The sequence below is a fragment of the Arthrobacter terrae genome (assembly GCF_015708085.1).
Classification (GTDB): domain Bacteria; phylum Actinomycetota; class Actinomycetes; order Actinomycetales; family Micrococcaceae; genus Arthrobacter_M; species Arthrobacter_M terrae.
The window spans coordinates 1-19,200 of sequence record NZ_JADNYM010000010.1 but is presented as its reverse complement, the minus strand read 5'-3'; the positions used below and the strand labels follow the sequence as shown (position 1 = coordinate 19,200).

Sequence of the window (19,200 nt, the reverse complement as noted above, 5' to 3'; positions counted from 1 at the left end):
ATTTCGGTGCTGGCAGTTCCGGACCGTTATCGGCGGAGCAGGCCGGCCAGGACGGTGGCCTCGCTGATGTCGGCGGCCTTGGTGGCGGTCAGGAGTGTCAATTTCCCGGAGGTGGCAAGTTCCTGCAGGTGTTCCAGCGCCTGCGCGCGGGCGGGGTCCTTGAGTTCGCTCTTGTAGCGTTTGGTGAATTCGTCGAACTTAGCGGGGTCGTGGTTGTACCACTTGCGAAGTTCCGTTGACGGGGAGACGTCCTTGCACCATTCATCAAGTGCAGCCTTGGTCTTGGTCATCCCACGGGGCCAGATGTGATCAACCAGGACCCGTGCTCCGTCGTCGTCATTAACCGCGTCATAAACCCGGCGTACTTGGACGTCCGTTGTCTTTGCCATTGTTCAGCCTCCTCGCTGACGCGGCCCCCGTGCCAAAACGTGCCGTGTCGCTGCGAAGTACGTAACAGTCGACACGACGCGCACGGTGTGCCCCTGGCTTCATTATGCGCCCCTTCACCGGCGAAGGCATTGATTCGTACACACGCCAACAACGTGCTCGGGACGACTATGGAACCGCATGGCTGTATTCCGTAACGCAGCGACCGGCACTCACAATCGTCCCTTCACAGGACCATCCTCAACGGTTCCTCGAGGGTGCGCTTGAGATCCCGCAGGAAGGCGGCGGAGGTTGCACCGTCCAGTACCCTGTGGTCGGAAGTCATGGTGATCTTCATGATGCTCCGGCTGCGCAGCTCCCCATCCTGTAAGAACGGTTCCTTGGTGGCCGCCCCGACGGCGAGGATGGCAGCCTCGGGTGGGTTAATCACCGCGGTGAAGTTATCAATGCCGAACATGCCCAGATTGCTAATGGTAAAAGTACCGCCGCTGAGTTCCTTCAGCTTCAGTGTTCCGGCACGGGCTTTTTCCGCCAGAGAGCGGGTTTCCGCGGCTGTCTGATCCAAGCTCCTGGCATCAGCGTCGGTCACCACGGGGACGATCAGACCGTCATCCAGGGCCACCGCCACGCCGATGTTAATCCGTCGGTGCGCAAAGATACTGTCTTCGCCCCAGGACGAGTTGACCTGCGGGTAGCTCCTCAGAGTGACGGCGCAGGCCCGCACCAGCAGGTCTGTGACGCTCACCTTGAGACCTTGGTCGGCGAATCGTTCATTGACCTCCCTTCGGAAGCGGAACAGAGCGTCGACGCCCACAACGACGGTCAGGTAGAAGTGCGGCACGGCCGCGCTTTCTGTGAGTCGGCGCGCTGTCACCTTGCGCATCCGCGTCAGCGGGACTTCGACGGATTCCGGGGCCGACGACGGCGGCTGCTCAGCTTGCGCTCCCGGTCCCGTCTGCTGTGCTTGCCGTTCAGGCCGCGAGGGGGCCGCTTCCGCCGCGGCTATTGCGGCTTCCACATCCGCACGCACAATCCGTCCTCCTGGGCCGGTGCCGATGATGGTTGCCGGATTCAGTCCATGCCGCGCAGCCTCGCGCCGTGCGAGCGGGGAGCTCAACAGCCGTTGCGAACCGGCATCCGGCTGCGCGTGGTCGGAAGCCGCGACAGTTTTCGAAGGCAGCGGGGCTGGGACCGCCGGATCTGGAGCGGGGGCGGTCATCATCTCCGGGGCTGTACCATCCGGTGCCGCCGCGGCCGCGGTAGCAGTCGCGGTGCCGTCACCGGTCGACGCAGGGCCCGGGCTGCCGGTGCCGTTACCGATCACGGCCAGCGGCTGGCCGATCGCGACCGTGGTGCCCTCCTGAACCAGCAGTTTTTCCAGGATTCCGTCGTCAAAGCTTTCCAACTCCATCGTGGCCTTGTCGGTGTCGATCTCGCCGATCACGTCGCCCTGCCGGACCGCGTCCCCTTCCTTTTTGAGCCAGCGGCTGAGTATGCCCTCCTCCATCGTGTCGGAAAGCCTGGGCATAACTACTTCGGGCATGGAATCCCCCTATCGGGTAACAATGTCTATCGATTCTGCTGCTGGCGGGTGAAGCGGGTGGCGTCGAGGAGCTCGCGGATGACCTTGATCAGGTCGTTCGCATCCGGCAATGCTGCTAGTTCCAAGGGTTTGGCATACGGCAGCGGAACTTCGGCGGCTGCCACACGGCGCACCGGCGCGTCCAGATAATCGAAGGCACCTTCCATGAGGGTGGCGGAAATCTCCGCGCCTACCCCGTAGCTGAGCCAGTCGTCTTCCAGGACCACTGCCCGGCTGGTCTTGCGGACGGAGGCGCAGACCGTTTCACGGTCAAGCGGACGGAGGCTGCGCAGGTCCACTACCTCGATGGAGATCCCCTCCTCCGCCAGCTGGCGTGCCACCTGGAGGGCCACCGTCGTCGCGCGCGAATAGGTGATCACCGTCAGGTCGGTCCCTTCCCGGGCAACGGCGGCCCTGCCGATTTCGGCGGGCAGGTCGCCCTCCGGCACCTCACCCTTGGTGTTGTACAGCGAAAGGTTCTCCAGAAAGATCACCGGATCGTTGTCCCGGATGGCGGCCAGGAGCAGTGCCTTGGCATCGGCAGGGGTTGCGGGCGCTACGACCTTGAGCCCGGGGATGTGTGCAAACCATACCTCCAGGTTCTGCGAGTGTGTCGCGGCCAACTGCTGGCCGCCGCCGCCGGGCATCCGGATCACCATGGGCACCGGGGTCTGGCCGCCGAACATGCCGTAGATTTTCGCTGCGTGGTTCACGATTTGATCGATGGCGATGAGGCTGAAGTTCAGCGTCATGATCTCCACCACCGGACGCATGCCCAGCATCGCGGCGCCGATCGCAGCGCCGACGAAGCCTTCCTCGGCGATTGGCGTATCGCGGACGCGCTCCGGTCCGAACTCGGTGAGCAGCCCCGCGGTGATCTTGTAGGAGCCCTCGAAGATTCCGATCTCCTCGCCCAGCAGGATGACGTTCTTATCGCGGGTCAGCTCAGCACGCAGGGCGTCGTTCAGTGCCTGACGGTAGGTGACCACGGGCGTGGCCGCTCCCTCAACGTGCATGGGATGGTTGGTCATGGGATCACTGGTCATGGGATCACCACCGCGGGATCGCCAGGCAGGGAGTGGGAGGTGTTCGCCACCGGTGTGGCGTATATATAGTCGAAAAGCCGGCCGGGTGCTGGATCGGGGCTGGCATCGGCGAAGGCGACGGCGGCTGCGACCTTCGCGTCGGCGTCGGCCTCGATGTGCCGTGCCTTCGCGTCATTGAGCAGCCCCGCCGCCAGCAGACGGCGCCGCATGGCCGGCACCGGATCAGCGGCCTGGGCCGTTTCGACGTCGGCAGCTGAGCTATACCGCGCCGGATCCACGACCGAGTGCCCCCGCAGCCGATAGCTCATCACCTCAAGCAGCGCCGGCTCGCGCTGCAGCCGCGCACGATCCAAGGCACGCCGGGCGCCCTCGCGCACTGCCACGACATCCGTGCCGTCAACGCGCTCGCCCGGAATTCTGTAGGAACAGCCGCGCTTATACAGGTCTGGTTCGCCGGCGGCCGCCTCAACGGTGGTCCCCATCCCTAAGCGGTTGTTGACGATCACGTAAACGATAGGCAGGTGCCAAACGGCGGCCAGATTCAGGGATTCGTGGAACGCACCAATGTTGGTGGTGCCATCGCCCATCTGACACATCACGACCTCAGCATCCGGTCCGGGCTTGCCCCGGTAGGTCAGGGCAAGGGCGGCGCCCGTCGCTGGAGGAATCTGGCCTCCGACAATGCCGTAACCACCCATCAGCCGCGCTCCGGCGTCAAACATATGCATTGAACCGCCGCGCCCCTTGGACACCCCTGCTGATTTGCCGAACAACTCGGCCATCACCCGTCCGGGTTCCAGACCGCGCATCAAGGCATACCCGTGGTCTCTGTAGTTGGTGAACAGATAATCGGTAGGCGCCAGCGCGTCCATCAGTCCGACGACGGTGGCCTCTTCGCCGAGGTTTAGGTGGCAATAACCACCGATCTTGGCGCGTTTGTACATCTGGTCCGCGCTGAGCTCAAACCTGCGGATCAGAACCATGTCAGCGTAGTAGTCCACGAGCCGTTCGGCAGGTTCGTCCGCGGGGAATGCCCCGGTGGTTTCTGCCTTTGTTGGCGCCGCAGGTTCTGACACCTGCACCGCTGCCGCTCTGCGTCGTTCAGCCATCTTGTTCCTCCTGCTCTCGTTGGCGCCGGCCGGTGTTTACGGGCCCGGAGGCTGCTCTTGAAAGGTAAATCCGGCACTGCTTCCACCACACTTGGGGCAGCTATCCGGCGCTCTCTCCCCGCGGACCGGCTCGCCGCAGTCGGCGCATACCCACTCGGTGATCAGCATCGCCACCAAGTCGCCGCGGCTGACAATGCCTGCCAGCCGACCACCAGCCAACACCGGCAGTCGGCCGAATCGCTGATCAATCAACAATCGGCGGATGTCCGAAATTTCCGTGTCGGCGCTGACGCTGATCACGGCCGTACTCATGACCAACGCCGCCGTGTCGCCCGTCCTGGCCAGCAGGTCATAGTCGCTGACGAGGCCCAGCACATGCCCGGCCGGATCGACGACCGGGACCGCGCTGATATGGTGTCGGCGCAGCAGCCCTGCAATGTCCGCGACCGGGGTATCCGGGGGGACGGTAATGACCGGTGTGCTCATGATTTGTTCGGCTGTACGGACGCTTTCAGTATCCACGCTGGCATTCCTCCCGGGGTTACGGATTTCAACGCTCGTGTACTTGAAATGGATAAATGCCTGGAACTGACGGCGCCCGGCCTGGACGAGACCGGTCGGGAGAGGGAACCAGGTCCTCTGACCCCCAGCCTACCCAGATGCTCGGGCCTGGCAAGGGGCACCACGGGTGTGCTCCTAAGCCCCGGTTGGTACGGTTGGTTTCCCGTACCCAAATTTGCCTTCGGTCCAGTGACTCGGAACCTGGAACGTTCCGTCCAACGCGGGACGCTGAGCCAGCGACCACCTCGTCTAAGGCTACGTCTGTTCAGCCCTTGCGCCGAAGCTACCGAGTAGCACAGAGACCTTCAGCCAGGGATACCAAGTCGTTTGCTACGATGTCTGGTTCCGCGAAATAGGACGGATACGCAGCGCCGGACCGATTGATCCAGGCTGTGCGCATGCCGGCGGCGTGCCCACCGTGTATATCCCACGGATGAACCGCCACCAGCAGCATCTCCTGAGCCGTCTTCCCGCATTTCCGGACAGCGTATTCATAAGCCTGAAGCGCCGGTTTCCATCGCGGTGCATCCTGAACGCTCAGTAACAGGGAGAACGTATCCCGCACTTCGCCGCGTGTCAGAAGCGCTTCCGCCACTGAGGCGGCGCCATTGCTGAGCGTGACCAGCTCTGCGATGCGGCCGAGCGCCACGATTCCGTCAGTTGCGTCGGGGTGGAGCGCCAGGTCATTGAGCGCCGTCATGATCCGCTTCGCCTGCTCCGTGGTGTTACCGGTGTTGTTCCGGGCGCTCGTGGCGCTCTTATTGTTTAACATACGCTGGAGACTATCGCTGGCTATATCGGCAAAGGCCACGTTGTCACCCGCTGCAGCCAGGGCAAATCCGTCCCGGAGAATTTCCGTGAACCACAATTGCGCCGAATCAGCAGGCATTCCGCAGCGCGTGAAAGCAGCCCCTAGTGGACCAATATCAGAGAGCGTGCCATTGACGTCAAAGACAATGACTGCCGGGACGTAAGCCATAAGTTCATCTCCTTGAAAACACGCGGAATTTAGATTGCTGCCGACCGGCGGGCTAGCCCCGGGCCTCGGCCTTACCGGAAGACCCGGAGGACCCGTCGGAAGATCCGGAAGTGGACTTACCAGCCTTGCGGCGCTCCCGCTTATACCTGTCCGACATCTTCTCCAGCGGAATGTTCTTGGTTTCGGGAACCTTGAAGAATACGAACACCAGCGACGCCAGGGCGAAGAACGCGTACATGCTGTACGTAAACGGCAACGACATCTGGCTCAGCGCCGGGAACGTGACGGTAACGGCGAAGTTAGCAAGCCAGTTCACCGCCGTTGCAATGCCAACCGCGAGCCCGCGGATCTGGTTCGGGAACATTTCGCCCAGCAGCGTCCACATCACTGGTCCCCAGGAAACAGCGAAAGAAACGACAAACGCGTTCGCAGCCACCAGTGCCACCGGCCCCCATGGCTCCGGCAACTCCGGTTGACCGTTGACAATGGATGCCTGAGTGAAGCTGATTGCCATGAGCACCAGACTGATGGTCATGCCTGAGGAACCGATCAACAGCAGTGGACGGCGGCCAAGTTTGTCGATCAGGAAGATCGCCACCACAGTTATCACCACGTTGGTGATCGCCGTAATCACCGACGCATTGGAAGCGAAGTCCGCACTGAATCCGACCGATCGCCACAACGAGTTTGAGTAGTAGAAAATCACATTGATGCCGACCAGCTGCTGGAAGGCCGCAATGATGACGCCGACCCACACAATGGGTACCAGGCCCAGCGTGCCGCCCCTAAGGTCCTTGAAGGAAGGCTTGGAATCACTTCGGATGGACTTGCGGATGGAGTCGACCAGGGTCTTTGTTTCGCTCTCACTGCGTCCGTGAACATGCTTCAACACTTCGATAGCCTTGTCCGAGTCGCCGTTGGAGACCAGCATGCGCGGGGATTCCGGCAACCTCAGCGCCAGCGCCCCATAGACGACGGCGGGAACAACTCCGGCAAGGAACATCCAGCGCCAAGTCTCCAGGCCCCACCAGAATTCGGCACCGGCGCCACCGGAGGCACCGGTAAGGACGTCATCCATCAACAGCGCCACGAAAATACCGAGCACAATGGCCATCTGCTGCAAAGACGTCAGGCGGCCCCTGAGCTTGGCCGGTGAAATTTCTGAAATATAGGACGGAACAATGGCAGAGGCCGCACCGATGCTTAACCCGCCGATAACACGCCAAGCCGCCAGGTCCCAGGCAGAAAAGGCGAACGCGGAGCCCACCGAACCGGCCAAGAACAGGATGCCCACGAGCAGCATCACCCTTGTTCGGCCCCACTTGTTCGCGACCGGGCCACCAAACCATGCACCTACCGCGGCGCCAAGGAGGGAAATGGCCACCACGAATCCAGTGACGGCTGCGGAGAGTGCAAACTGGTCAGTGACCGCGTTGATCGCGCCATTGATCACCGAACTGTCAAACCCGAAGATGAATCCACCCACAGCGGCGCCGATCGAGATCAGAACCACGCGTGTGGTGTGTCTGCGGTCAATTGAGGTGTACGGCTCGTCGCCGTCTCCGCCCTGCTCCGATTTTTGGTTCTCCACCACAAACCTCCCGGAATGATAAGCCTGCTGCTTTTCCCCTACCCTACGCACGCCCTACACCGGGCCGCAATGACATGATGTGATGAAGTTCGGCTGCGGTGGCAGCGGACGGCGGAGAGGGCGGAGAGTGCGCGGATGAAGAAGCAGCGGGTCCCGCTCCAGCGCGTAGTGAGGACCACGGCCAAGGTAGCAGGCCCCACCTCCACCTGGCGTCGGCTGAGGACGGGGCTTCCCGTCATCGCACAGTGCGGACTCGCGGCCGGGGTGGCGTGGTTGCTGGCAACGGCTCTATTGGGCCACCGGAATCCTGTATTTGCAGCGACGTCGGCGATCATTTGCCTCGGCGGCGGCAAGGGCGAAAGGGGACGACAGGCGGTGGACCTGCTGGCCGGCGTCATCGCGGGAGTCGCGGTCGGCGAACTGATTCGTTGGTGGAACCCAGGCAGCAGCCTGCTGCAGGCTGTGCTCGCCGTTGTCCTGGGGATGAGCGCAGCTGCGGCTCTGGATTCCCGTCGGCTTGCCTACATCCAGGGCGCCGCGTCCGCGCTTTTTGTGCTGGTCCTGCCTCCCCTGCAGAACCCGGGGAGCCGCATTGTGGACGCGGGGATCGGCGGGGTCCTGGGTCTCATCGGCAGCCAGATTCTTTTCACGCCCGATCCGGTGATGTTGGTTTCCGTCGCAGCGCAGCGCGTCCTGGACAGCCTTGAGGCAGCGCTTCGTGGAAGCGCTGCAGGCCTTGAGCGCAAGGACACCATCCTGGCAGAGAACGCCGTCGAACGGGCCCGCGACGCCCGAAGTGACCTGAGCGATCTGGCCGCTCAGCGCGTTATTGCTCGGCGGATCCGGACCAGGACGCTCCGGGGGCTGCGCCGCGCAGCCCGGCTGCGCCACCTTGAGGACCGGCTCGACCACCTGGACGTGCTGGTGGCTGCCGTCCTGCTGCTCACCTACGCCTCTACGGAAGGAACCCGCTCCGGCACAGGAGAGAAGCCTGACGGGCTGGCCGGCTTCCTTGTCGCGGCAGCGAACGACGTCGGCACGCTCAGCACGGTGCTAGCGGAACGTTCACGGGGAAATCACCCCATCGCGCAACTCTCCGCCAGCGTGCCGCAGACGATCTCCGACTCCGCAGCCGTTCTGGCGCAGACCGTTGCCGACGCCCTTGTAGCACTCGCCGCAGCCCAGTCTCATCCCGTCTAGCCACCTCGTTGGCAGCGCTCTAGCATGGAAAATATCGACTGACCGGGTACTCGCCCACCAACTACCAGGACGGCGGCAAGGACTCAACAGGATGTAAGGGGCGGATCGCGCAAGCCGCTCGCTACCTGCCTGCCGGTTTCACCGGAACGGAAAACAGCGACCCGGGTCCGGATGGGACTGTGCCGGCGAAACTGCAGCTTGCCATCGATGGCACCGATCTGCTCACCTACGGCGAAGTGCTCAGGGCGGTGCTGACGCACAGTGCCATGTTCTTTGTCCGCGGCGACACCGTCGTGGAGTGCTGGCGGATCATCGAACCGGGGGTTGAAGGGTGGGCCACCAATGACGTGCCGATCCAGGAGTATCCGGCGGGTTCCAACGGTCCGGAAGGCTGGAAAACCTCCCGCGAGGACACAGCGCTGTAGCCGCTGATCGAACCCGCGCAGCAACGTGGCGAAGGGCCCTTGGGGAAACGCCCGGGTAAAACCGGCACCCGCGGTCGCGTCCTGCAGGAGGTTCCCTTACAGGAGAGTCCGTTCGGTTTCCCGGTATCCGAGGATCCGTCAGCGAAACCGTCCATTAACGGAGGCACTCCCGGCCCGGCTCCGGGCCGGCCAAGCACGAGGCCCAGATCACCGCTGGAGAGCATGGCGAGGGCCGGAGCAGGGCGCATCACTTCGTGAAAACCGGGATGCCGGCCGAAGAACGCGATGACGTCGTCCAGGCCGTGGACGACGTACCGGACGCTGACTGTTGCCGCCTGAGCCTTTCCGTTCACCTTGGACCAAATTACAATCCTGAAACCCGCTGCCGTAGCTCGTCCGAGCTCCCCGGCCTATTTTTGCCTTACTGCTCCTACTCGCGCTTGAGTGAGAGTGCCAGACTGGGCACCAGAAAGGATAGAAGAAAGATCGGTAAAACGCTCTTTCCACTGCATCGGTAGCTGACGGTTTCCCCGTCGACAGCGTCGAAGGTCTTCGTTCGGCTCGTGTTTCGACCCTCAAGCACTTGCAGTGAGTGCCGCCCGGGGTTGACTGGGATGTCGATGGTCTGGTTCAGTTCGAGGCTCCCGACAGGCTTCCCGTCGACCATGACGTCGTAAGTGCCGCGGCGAACCTCCACCCCGATGGTTTTATGTGTCAGCTTCAGCGTTGCGGACATTTTTGTTCTCCTTTTGTTTCGCGCAACTGGGCAACGACGGCTCTTGGGCGACAGCCGCGAGGCGCAATATGGAATGATCGACCGCTAGAGTGTGAGCGGTTCAAGGTTTACTTGTTTCGCAAGTTCGTATGCGCTGTGAAGATCACCGCCACTGCCGACGAAGACTCGCCCAAGTACGAGTGCGCACGCGCATGGTGACGAAATCTGAATCATCCCGCTCGGTACGATTCCCGTCCAGCCGGGACCGCTGAGAACATAGTCGCCGGCTTTGGTTCCCGTGGTGCGTTTGCCGACGTAGGCAAAATTGAAATTCTTCGCCGGGTCGGTGAACTGCACGCTGTAGTACCGCCCGGCCATTTCGGGCACGTGCAGAACCCTGCGGACCCTTCCTCAAGTCGAGCCAGCCACCGATATAAAGCAGGTCATCGGCTCCGGTTGCCATGAGACTCCCACCGGGCACACCAGGGGAGGAAGTGCTGGGCACGGCGTATAACGTGTTGATGGGGATCGGGCCGTCACCAAGCCCACGCTTGAGAATCGCCCTCTTGTAGCCACTGACCCCGAGGCGCGGCCAGAGGTAAAGGATGGCGGGCACGCCGAGCGCGTAGGCGATGCCTGCCGCCATGGCCAGGACAACGACGTCACTCCATCCGTGCGAGATCCGCCGGTAGATGACCCAGACGAAAATCGCCAGTATCACTGCGGTCATGGGATACGCATATTTCATGATGAGGCGGTTCATATCACTGCGCCCTCACGACTGGCGGCAGGCGGTAGCTTCCATTGAGAATCGCTGCGCCGGGCAGATATGCGCGAAGTATCAGCTTGAAGGCGCCGGAGGGAGTCGGGAGCCAGTTCTGCTGGTGCTCTCCAGGTGACGTTGGCAGGAGGTAGACATCGATTGAACCGTCGACGTTTTTGGCCAGATTCGAACGGTCGCCAACGCTATTGCGATGAGTAGGATTGTTCACCATGTATCCGGCGACATCGGTGGGAGTGAGGGACCAGAAGGCGTCACTCGGCGGGAGTTCCCCGGCTGGAAAATGCAAGCTGTACTCATGCCTTCCGCTGAGCGCCTGCCGTGAGGCATCCTTGGCGGTTGTCCAGTAGGCGGCCTCTTCAAACACGTTGACGACCGGCAGAGCTTTGGCGCAGGCGGCCCGCACGAGGATCCCGTTGCCGGGCTGGCCGCATTGCCGGATGGCACTCCATCCATTGACCGTGGTTGTGATCCGTCTGCCCACCAAATTCATGATGATGATCGCTGTCAAGAATGCCAGCGCAGCGCCGATGATGACCCCCTGCACAACACCGGAACCAGAGACCCACACGAGAACATTTCTCATATCCGCACACTAGCACTGTTATAAATGTTATAGAATAATCATATTATGTTCCGTATTGACCCCTTGAGCGAGGCGCCACTGTTCGCGCAGTTGGCCGCTTCGGTTCGCACGGCTGCCGCCGCCGGCAGGTTACGGCCAGGTGATCGGCTCCCGGCGGCACGGGAGATGGCGGCATCCCTGGGAGTCAATCTGCACACCGTGCTTCACGCCTACCAGGACCTGCGTGCGGAAGGGCTGGTCGATATGCGCCGCGGCCGCGGCGCGGTGGTCACCGATGCCGCCGGGCCGTTAGCATCCCTGCACTCCGAGATCCTCGCGCTGTCCCGCTCCGCACGGGGCCTGGGGCTCTCCCCCGATGCGATCGCATCCCTGGTAAAGGAGGCCGCCCTTGAGCTATGAACATGCCGATCCCGGACGACGGTTCGGGCGCGCCGAGGGACATGGGGACCTGAGCGGCTGACCCGGCTCCTCACCATCGTGCCCGGGTTCGGGTTGCCCGCGGTCATCGGCGTGAGTTCGGCGTGGCATCGAGCGAGGATGCCGTTTGGATGCATACGACGTCCCTGCCCATCTGCGCCATGGCAGTGATCACCGCGGCAGCGGCGATCCCGGCACTCAAAGCAGGCCCCACCTGACTGCTCGGCGATCGACCAGGTGTCGCGGCGTTCCTCCCAGCGAGCGCATTGGTGCTGCCCGCACTGCTGCGGGGCACCGCAGTCTCCCATGTACGTGCCGGTGCGGGCGGCCTCACCATGTTGTCGCTAATGGGCGGGCCGGGCCCAGCACCTTCGGCGTGCGGTTGCCGCGCCCTGCTGGTCAGGCTCGCGTTGACCGCGGTCAGTCCGCGGCGCCGGGGCTGAAGGTTTGGAGGCGCTTCTGCATCTCCCAATACGAGGTGGCGACCGGAATCTGCTTGCCGTCGCGCAGGGCGTTGACACTATCCACCGCCGCATCCACGGCTGTCCGATAGGGCAGGGAGCCGGAACTCACCCGCCTGACCCCCAATTCGCCCAATTCGGCAACAGTCAGCGAGGGATGTGCCAGCACGTTCACAGGCAGTTTAATCCCTTCGGTGATGCTCAGAATCTCCTCCGGGGCCACCAATCCGGGAACAAAGATCCCGTCCGCCCCGGCTTCGGCGTAGATGCGGGCACGGAGCACGATAGCGTCCACTGTGGCTTCTTCGTCAAACCAGAGGTTGTCCACCCGTGCATTGACGAACACGCCAGGGCCGCTTGCCTTGATGGCAGCAATCTTAGACGCGCAGACCGCTGGATCCACCAGGTGTCCGTCTCGGCTGTCCTCAATGTTGACGCCGGCCACGCCCTGGATCGCCAGCCGGGCCACAAAATCCGCAACCTCGGCAGGGTCGTCGGAGTAGCCGTCCTCGACGTCCGCCGTGATGTGCACTGGCAGGCGGCACAGCTGTGCCGCAAGTGCGGCGGTTCCGGTCTTACTGGACCGGCCGCCGTCGGGCAGACCGGCACTCGCCGCAATGCCAAAGCTAGTGGTGGCGACGGCGGGGAAGCCTGCCGTCGCAAAAGCCAGAGCGGAGCCAACATCCCATGCATTGGGCAGCAGCAGTGGCACCCCCATGTGGTGAAGCTCTAGAAAAGTGGCCATCGTCGCGCCCGTCCCGTGCCAAACAAACTGGTCAATTTTCCTCTAGTCTACAAACACGGACACGTAACGAAAAGGGTTGGAACCCGATCATGCCCAGCCTGGACGGGGCACTCATCTGCGGATCTGGCTCACCGCATCGAATTAGCATCTTTGACCGTGGCCATGCGCTTGACCGTGGCCCTTGAGCAGTTGTGTTGGCTGTCCTCCCCCGGTGCTAGCTCCCACCCCACCCAGGGTTGATTGTTACAGCCCGATTAGCTAAACCGCAGCGCCGGGACAGCAGCAGGCTGAGGCCTATGGACGATTTATCGAGGAGCCGACGCGGCCTGAGTTGGAGCATTTTTTCTTCCTTGACGACGAGGACCGGAACCTGATCGCGAAGCGGCGCGGTGACCACAATCGCCTTGGTTTTGCCCTGCACAGGTGCACGGTCCGGTATACCCGGCTTTTCTTGAGAATCCGTTGGCTGTGCCGTGGGTGGTCTTTGAGCATCTGGCAGAGCAGCTGGAAATTGAGGATGTCTCCTGCGTGAAGGAGTACACCGAGCGGCCAAAGACGGCGTATGAGGACGCGTGGGAGATCCGCGATGTGTACGGCTCACCAGTATGAGGACGCTGCCCTCGGTCGGAAGTTTAGGTCGCCTAGACTGCCCTGCGGGCGGATCCGGCGCTACCTGGCAACTTGGTTGCCGCGCTGACGACGCCTGCGGGCACGCTGTACTCGGAACTGGAGCAGATGCGTCGTCCACTAACGCGGACCCCTGGAACCGCGATGAAGGGTGCGTTGCAGCGGGTTGAGGACATAGCCGTCTTCGGGCTGGGCGGGCTGAAGCTGGAGCAGATACCGCCGAACCGGCTCTCCGTGCTTGCCTTGTACGGGCTGGGCACCAAGGCCCCGAAGTTGGAGCAGACGGCAGAGCCCAAACGCGCCGCGATACTCACCGCGGTGATCCGCCAGCTGGAGGCCAAGGCGATCGGCGATGCCCTGGACCTTTTCGAGATCCTTATGGCCACCAGGCTGATCAGCACCGCGAAGCGTTCCACGGACAAACAGCGCTTGTTACTTTGTCGCGGCTGGAGAAGGCGTCACGAATAGTAGCCCGAGCATCGGGATCCATCACGACCAACGCGAAAAGCCCCGCCGCGCTTCATGGTGCGGGGGCGACAGGTGACCGCTTGTGGGGCAAAATGGCCGACCATACATACTGGCACCCTGACACTTTAGATGTACAGAGTTGTGTCTGTTGGGGCCTGCCGGAGATATCTCCCTGCCACACACACTCATTCATGCGTTCACAATCATCTCCAGTTCCGGCCCCGGACTCGGCGCTTCGGCCGCCCTTATATACCGTGTCTTTAGGGAGGCATTTCTCGGATACGCCGTCGGCCCGCGCCCAAGCATTGGACCTTTCGTCTCGAGTCCCCTCGGCAGTCGTCGGTGCTGTCGCCTCGACAGCACCCTCGATGGCTCTTTTCGTACCTCCGTGGGCGAGCCTATAGCGGGCATTGTGCCGGGGGCCGGGACTGCTTAGCGCCAACCGCTGTACCGCTGGTCCTTATGGCCGTTCCAGTCAGAGCACCTTAGCTAAAAATGCCTTGGTTCGGTCCCTCTGAGGATTTCCCAGAACCTCTGCCGGGGTCCCCGATTCGACGATGACACCGGCGTCGAAGAAATGCACGGTGTCGGCGACCTCGCGGGCAAAGCCCATCTCATGCGTGACCACCACCATTGTCATGCCCTGGCGGGCGAGCTCCTTCATGGCCTCCAGCACCTCGTCAACAAGCTCCGGATCCAAAGCAGACGTCGGCTCGTCAAAGAGCATAATCTCCGGGTCCAAGGCCAGGGCCCGGGCGATCGCGACGCGCTGCTGCTGGCCGCCGGAGAGCTGGTGGGGACGCTTGTGCGCATGCTGGGTCAGGCCTACGCGGGCCAGTTCCTCACCGGCACGGGCCCTGGCCGCAGCCTTTCCCCAGCCACGCACCTGAACCAGGGCACAGGCCACGTTCTCCTCCGCGCTCAGGTGCCCAAACAAGTTGAAGCGCTGGAACACCATTCCGATCCTGGATCGGAATCCGGCGAACTGCTTCGTGTTCCATTCGTAGTAGCGCCCGTCCCGGTATTCGTACCCCACGTGACGATCTTCCACCAGGAGCGTTCCGTCGTCGTAGGACTCCAGTGCGTTCAGGCAGCGCAGGAATGTGGACTTACCGGATCCGGACGGTCCCACAATGCAGCTCACCTCCCCGGTCCGGACAGTGAAGTCCACGCCGGCCAGTACCAGGTGGCTGCCGTAGGACTTGGTGACCCCGGTGGCTTGAACGTGTAATTTGTGGCTCATGAGCGTTCCTTCCCTACCTTGACAGAGTCGTCTTCCCCTAATACTGCGGCCGCAGCGCCGGTGCGCAGCTGCGGCGTACTGCGCTTGAGAAACATCCGCTGTATGAGACCGGGCCGTCGCACCAGACGGACGGCTTCGGCTCCGTAGCGGGCCTCCAACTTAGATTGGAAGAACGTGGCAATGGCTGTCATCACCATGTACCACAGGGACGCTACGATCAGCAGTTCCATAATCAGGTTGTTTTGCTTGTAGATCTGGCTGGCGTTGGTCATGAGGTCGTTACCCGCCACCACATAAACCAGTGAGGTGGTTTTGAGCATGGAGATGAACTCGTTGCCCGTGGGTGGGATGATAATACGCAGCGCCTGCGGCAGGACAATGACACGCATGCGTTTGACCGGTGTCATGCCCAAGGCGTAGGCGGCCTCGGTCTGGCCCGCGTCCACGGCCTGGATGCCGGCGCGGACGGTCTCGGCAAAATACGCGGCGAGGTTCCAGATGTAGAGCGTGGACAGCCAGTTCAGCAAGTGCGGAGTTGAAGCCCGACCCGTAAGCTCATGGCGCTGTGCGCAGAAGACGCTCCGGCAGACCTGGCCGAGAAGTTCGTGGCGGCGCTAAGAGACACGGATGAATTTCGGAACATGTAAAGCCCTGAGCACCGGGCAGAGCGGGCAGAGCGGGCAGAGGCAACCTCTCACCACCCGGCCGTGCCCGGACCACCCTTGAACGGACCGACGATCTGTGTGGTGATCCAACCGCCATAGAAGTCACCATCCTGGAAGGTCACCTGCTCCCCGTTGACCTCACAGGAGCCCAGGTGACCCGGGTAGAGGGCCACGCGGGTACTGAGCGCCTCGAAACCCCGGGTGGGTTCTGGGTAGGTCCACCCGCCCCGGGAAACGGCGACTCCGCCGGCGGCGACGTCGAAGTAGTGCGCTTCTCCCTTGAACTCGCAGAAGCTGGTGCCCTGGACCGGGACGAGTACACCGGCCGGGAATGAGTCCAATGGCAGGTAGTAGACGGGCGGATGACTCGTCTCCAGGACGCGCACTGCATCGGTGGTGTCGGCAATCACCTGGCCGCCAAGGCGGACGATGATGCGTTCCGATCGCGGCTCGACCCTGGGCGGCCGCGGGTAGTCCCACACCGATTCTTGGCCGGCCTTGGGTTTGATGGGCTGGGGACGCCGGGGGAGGCCGGAAAAACCGTGGGCAGGAGTCATGTCCCAATCCTGCCATCGTCCGCTGGGATGCGACAGAAAATCGTAAGGTGATCCCCCAGTAAGCGGTCAGCGCGTGGCGCCGATTTCGGCCCCCACCTGGCTGACCATTCTCAGCGTATTGGCCACGGTCGCGGCACGAGCATGACCCTCCTCGAAGTCGAGCGCCTACGTCGTCGTCCCCGGCCCTGGACTCTTGATTTCCTTCCGGCACGAGGACCACCGTTAATTTTGCCTTGATGTTCCCAGTCACACGATGCCCGGAAAATCGTGGTTCCAGTTGACGAGCGGTGGTGGTTAGGCGGCCTCTTCGGGCCGTTGGGCGATCTTGAAAACCGCACCCGTCGGATCTGTCAACGTAGCCATACGGCCGAAGGGGGAATCCTCAGCGGGATGGATCACCTGGGCGCCAAGAGTCTTCGCTGTTTCCACGACGGCATCGGCATTGGCTACCCCAAAATAGATCTGCCAGTTCGACGGAACCCCGTCAGGGAGGTAAAAAGCAGCGTCCATAATGCCGGCGCGTGAGTTATCTCCGGATCCGAGCGTCGTGTAGCGGAAGTTTTCGCTGTCGCTCATGACGGCGGTGTCCCAGCCGAAAGCGTCCTGGTAAAACTTCACGGAGGGTGCGTAGTCCCGGGTGTGAAGTTCATGCCAAAACGGGGCTCCGGGCTCGTTTTTCAATTGAAAACCGGTGTGGCCGCCGAACTGCCAGGCACCGACGGCTGCGCCTCCTGCGTCGCTGAACATCGCCATGTGTCCCTGGTCCGGAACTTCCATGGGCGGCATCAATACCTGACCACCGGCTGCCACGACCGACTCGGCGGTCGTGTTGATGTCTTTTACCCGCAGATACGTCGTCCACACGTCCGGATACCCGGACTCGCCGTCGTTCTTCATCATGCCCGCTACGGGAGCGCCCTCGACAAATGCAGTGACGTAGCCGCCATACATTTCTTCATCACCAATTTCGTAGGTCCAGCCGAAAAGACCGGCATAGAAATCGCGGGACTTCTCGGGATCCGAGGTCATCAGATCAATCCAGCAGGGATCACCTGGGGCGATATCGGGCTTTGGCATTGAGGGCTCCTGACAGTCGTGCCGATGGTTTAGATGAAAATACTTTAGCGTGTATCCAACCGGCGGCGAGGTCAAGACCACCGCCGGGAAAGGGGCACTGATTACCGGGGAAATTTCAACTCAGCGGCTAACGCAATGGTGAGTATCATGGCAGTTGTACAGGTCGCCGGCCTGCCATTATCCGCGAACAGTGCGGGAAGAAGGAGTCCCCTTGGACATGCGTTTGGAATTGGTTCCGCTACCGTCGACCGATGTTGACCGGAGCAAAGCCTTCTACCTGGACCAAGTCGGTTTCAACCTCGACCACGACATTGAGCCGGGCAACGGCATGCGAGTGGTCCAGCTAACACCACCGGGGTCAGCCTGCTCGATTGTCATTGGCGTGGGAATCAGTGACCCCGACGCCGCACCCGTCCACGGACTGCATCTAGTGGTGGAAGACCTCGATGCCGTCCGGCGAGCACTGCTTGGCAACGGCATTGACGTCTCCGAGGTGAGCGACATGGGCGGAGGCGTCCGGTACGCGTACTTCAACGACCCCGACGGCAACTCCTGGGCTCTGCAACAAATCTCCCGCTAACTCTTATAGAACGTTCTCCGCGTCCGAAGGGAATGGACGTCGGCCGCGCAAGCCCAGCGCAAAGTCCTCAAGATGTTCTGCGGGCTAGGTGGCCTCGAGAGACGCAGCGATCTGTGGACCCATTCTGGCGGCACAAGCGGTGGTCCACGGAAAGCATGGCCGGGTGGGAGACCTACGGTTAGCATCGAGTAATGAGCCAAAAGAGCCGCTTTGCCGTCGCATTCGCGATTGGCATCACCGCGCTCGGGCTCTCCATGGCCGGATGCGCCGCCCCGACACCCGTTGCCAGCCCTGCCCCGTCGCCTCAAAAAGCCGCAGCCCCGACCCTGCCGGTAGGCAGTCCAGCCCCGGTTGGAGGAACGCCTCCCGGGATCGACCACATCGTCATTATTGTCGAGGAGAACAAACCGGCCGCCAGCATTCTGGGCAACGCTGCCGCCCCCTACATCAACAAACTGGCCGCCGAAAACGCACTGGCGACCAATTATCAGGCCGTATCCCACCCGAGCCTACCCAACTACCTGGCGCTAACCAGCGGGACCACGGCCGGGATCACGGACGACTGCAGCCCGGGCGGCCGCTGCACTGCGCGGGTACCGACCATCGCGGATGTAATCGGGCAATCCGGGAGAACTTGGAAGATGTATGCCGAGAGTATGCCCGCTCCCTGCGCGGCGGAAAACTCCTATCCCTACGCGGTGAAGCACAACCCGTTTATGTACTACCCCAGCGTCACCGACAGCCACGACTCATGCGCGGCCCACGTCGTTCCCCTGACCCAGCTCAGCCAAGATCTGAAAGCCGCCTCAAGCCTGCCCAACTACGTATTTATCAGTCCCAATCTCTGCAATGACATGCATGACTGCCCGGTGTTGGCTGGCGACACCTGGCTGGCACACCAGGTGCCCGACATTCTGACCTCACCGGCCTTCACGACCCAGAAGTCCCTCCTGGTGATCACTTGGGACGAAGGCGAAGGCAAGGACAATACCGTCTCGACAATTTTTGCCGGACCAACGGCCCGACATTCCTACAAATCCCCCCTTCCCTACAACCACTACTCCCTGCTGCACACTGTTGAAAGCCTGTGGGGTCTGGCCTCCCTGACTGATAACGACAAAAACGCACCCGTCATGCGGGACCTGCTCAAATAGCGGACTGCCGGCCACGGCAGACAGACCGGCAGACTGGCAGAACAAGGTACAAAGACTCTAACGCCGCTCAGTCGCATAGTTAGACCATATGAATGGGGTAAAACCTGCTTATGGCACCAGGACTCTTGACATAGGTATTTAATTTGGTGGCGACGTTTCACGGTTTTTGGTTTCGAATCGCAGGATTTGGTTTGTGCCGGGATAGCGGGTTTCTGTGGCAGTGAGATGGTCGCAGAGTTCACTG

21 protein-coding genes and 1 pseudogene are annotated in these 19,200 nt (G+C 62.1%); 7 read left to right on the top strand and 15 right to left on the bottom strand.

Annotated elements, in window-relative coordinates:
* Positions 1 to 26: 26 nt before the first annotated feature.
* From IV500_RS09090 to IV500_RS09060, 7 genes are all read right to left on the bottom strand, one after another.
* On the bottom strand, positions 27 to 389 hold the full coding sequence (locus IV500_RS09090; protein WP_196396491.1) for a DUF488 domain-containing protein: 363 nt from the start codon (positions 387 to 389) through the stop codon (positions 27 to 29).
* A gap of 224 nt (positions 390 to 613) precedes the next feature.
* Positions 614 to 1,930 carry a dihydrolipoamide acetyltransferase family protein gene (locus IV500_RS09085; protein WP_196396490.1) on the bottom strand — a complete coding sequence of 439 codons (1,317 nt, stop codon included), beginning with the start codon at positions 1,928 to 1,930 and terminating at the stop codon, positions 614 to 616.
* A 26-nt stretch (positions 1,931 to 1,956) separates the two neighbouring features.
* The gene (locus IV500_RS09080; protein WP_230854739.1) at positions 1,957 to 3,015 is read right to left on the bottom strand and encodes an alpha-ketoacid dehydrogenase subunit beta; all 1,059 of its coding nucleotides are present in this window, start codon (positions 3,013 to 3,015) and stop codon (positions 1,957 to 1,959) included.
* Positions 3,012 to 4,124: a pyruvate dehydrogenase (acetyl-transferring) E1 component subunit alpha gene (gene pdhA / locus IV500_RS09075; protein ID WP_196396489.1), complete on the bottom strand. Its 1,113-nt coding sequence runs from the start codon at positions 4,122 to 4,124 to the stop codon at positions 3,012 to 3,014. Before pdhA ends, IV500_RS09080 begins: the two co-directional genes overlap by 4 nt.
* A 36-nt stretch (positions 4,125 to 4,160) precedes the next feature.
* Positions 4,161 to 4,646, bottom strand: coding sequence for a CBS domain-containing protein (locus IV500_RS09070; RefSeq protein WP_312875877.1), 486 nt, complete (start codon positions 4,644 to 4,646; stop codon positions 4,161 to 4,163).
* A gap of 322 nt (positions 4,647 to 4,968) precedes the next feature.
* Complete coding sequence (locus IV500_RS09065; RefSeq protein ID WP_196396488.1) at positions 4,969 to 5,664, bottom strand: haloacid dehalogenase type II; 696 nt, start codon at positions 5,662 to 5,664, stop codon at positions 4,969 to 4,971.
* A gap of 52 nt (positions 5,665 to 5,716) precedes the next feature.
* A complete protein-coding gene (locus IV500_RS09060) occupies positions 5,717 to 7,258 on the bottom strand; it encodes a sugar porter family MFS transporter (protein WP_312875876.1) in 1,542 nt (513 codons plus the stop codon).
* Positions 7,259 to 7,390: 132 nt separating this feature from the next.
* Between IV500_RS09060 and IV500_RS09055 the strand changes: the two genes are divergently transcribed.
* Entirely contained in the window at positions 7,391 to 8,455 is a 1,065-nt protein-coding gene (locus IV500_RS09055) for an FUSC family protein (protein WP_196396487.1), read from the top strand.
* A gap of 179 nt (positions 8,456 to 8,634) precedes the next feature.
* Positions 8,635 to 8,880 carry a hypothetical protein gene (locus tag IV500_RS21450; protein WP_196396486.1) on the top strand — a complete coding sequence of 82 codons (246 nt, stop codon included), beginning with the start codon at positions 8,635 to 8,637 and terminating at the stop codon, positions 8,878 to 8,880.
* Positions 8,881 to 9,310: 430 nt separating this feature from the next.
* Here the strand turns inward: IV500_RS21450 and IV500_RS09045 are convergent, their stop codons facing one another.
* The 3 genes from IV500_RS09045 to IV500_RS09035 all read right to left on the bottom strand — a co-directional run bounded on the left by IV500_RS09045 (position 9,311) and on the right by IV500_RS09035 (position 10,962).
* Positions 9,311 to 9,616 (bottom strand): hypothetical protein, encoded by a 306-nt coding sequence (locus IV500_RS09045; RefSeq protein WP_196396485.1) that lies wholly within the window; start codon positions 9,614 to 9,616, stop codon positions 9,311 to 9,313.
* An 84-nt stretch (positions 9,617 to 9,700) separates the two neighbouring features.
* Positions 9,701 to 9,982, bottom strand: coding sequence for a DUF1254 domain-containing protein (locus tag IV500_RS21445; RefSeq protein ID WP_312875875.1), 282 nt, complete (start codon positions 9,980 to 9,982; stop codon positions 9,701 to 9,703).
* A gap of 377 nt (positions 9,983 to 10,359) precedes the next feature.
* Entirely contained in the window at positions 10,360 to 10,962 is a 603-nt protein-coding gene (locus tag IV500_RS09035) for a DUF1214 domain-containing protein (RefSeq protein ID WP_196396484.1), read from the bottom strand.
* Positions 10,963 to 11,004: 42 nt separating this feature from the next.
* Here IV500_RS09035 and IV500_RS09030 point away from each other — a divergent pair, with 42 nt between their 5' ends.
* Positions 11,005 to 11,361, top strand: coding sequence for a GntR family transcriptional regulator (locus IV500_RS09030; RefSeq protein ID WP_196396603.1), 357 nt, complete (start codon positions 11,005 to 11,007; stop codon positions 11,359 to 11,361).
* Positions 11,362 to 11,799: 438 nt separating this feature from the next.
* Here IV500_RS09030 and IV500_RS09025 read toward each other — a convergent pair whose 3' ends face one another.
* On the bottom strand, positions 11,800 to 12,585 hold the full coding sequence (locus IV500_RS09025; RefSeq protein ID WP_196396483.1) for an isocitrate lyase/PEP mutase family protein: 786 nt from the start codon (positions 12,583 to 12,585) through the stop codon (positions 11,800 to 11,802).
* A gap of 331 nt (positions 12,586 to 12,916) precedes the next feature.
* Here IV500_RS09025 and IV500_RS21440 point away from each other — a divergent pair.
* Positions 12,917 to 13,194: pseudogene (locus IV500_RS21440) on the top strand (DUF4158 domain-containing protein).
* A 72-nt stretch (positions 13,195 to 13,266) separates the two neighbouring features.
* Positions 13,267 to 13,680, top strand: coding sequence for a hypothetical protein (locus IV500_RS21435; RefSeq protein ID WP_230854736.1), 414 nt, complete (start codon positions 13,267 to 13,269; stop codon positions 13,678 to 13,680).
* Positions 13,681 to 14,155: 475 nt separating this feature from the next.
* On the opposite strand, the gene IV500_RS09015 is transcribed toward IV500_RS21435, so the two are convergent.
* The 4 genes from IV500_RS09015 to IV500_RS09000 form a co-directional block, all read right to left on the bottom strand.
* Entirely contained in the window at positions 14,156 to 14,923 is a 768-nt protein-coding gene (locus IV500_RS09015; protein ID WP_196396482.1) for an amino acid ABC transporter ATP-binding protein, read from the bottom strand.
* Entirely contained in the window at positions 14,920 to 15,450 is a 531-nt protein-coding gene (locus IV500_RS09010) for an amino acid ABC transporter permease (RefSeq protein WP_230854735.1), read from the bottom strand. The genes IV500_RS09015 and IV500_RS09010 overlap by 4 nt, the downstream gene beginning before the upstream one ends.
* Positions 15,451 to 15,617: 167 nt before the next feature.
* The gene (locus IV500_RS09005; protein ID WP_196396481.1) at positions 15,618 to 16,145 is read right to left on the bottom strand and encodes a DUF427 domain-containing protein; all 528 of its coding nucleotides are present in this window, start codon (positions 16,143 to 16,145) and stop codon (positions 15,618 to 15,620) included.
* Positions 16,146 to 16,439: 294 nt separating this feature from the next.
* Positions 16,440 to 17,222, bottom strand: coding sequence for a VOC family protein (locus tag IV500_RS09000; protein WP_196396480.1), 783 nt, complete (start codon positions 17,220 to 17,222; stop codon positions 16,440 to 16,442).
* 217 nt (positions 17,223 to 17,439) lie between these two features.
* Between IV500_RS09000 and IV500_RS08995 the strand changes: the two genes are divergently transcribed.
* Both IV500_RS08995 and IV500_RS08990 read left to right on the top strand, forming a co-directional pair.
* Entirely contained in the window at positions 17,440 to 17,802 is a 363-nt protein-coding gene (locus tag IV500_RS08995) for a VOC family protein (RefSeq protein ID WP_312875873.1), read from the top strand.
* Positions 17,803 to 17,993: 191 nt separating this feature from the next.
* On the top strand, positions 17,994 to 18,956 hold the full coding sequence (locus tag IV500_RS08990; RefSeq protein WP_196396478.1) for an alkaline phosphatase family protein: 963 nt from the start codon (positions 17,994 to 17,996) through the stop codon (positions 18,954 to 18,956).
* Positions 18,957 to 19,200: the final 244 nt, after the last annotated feature.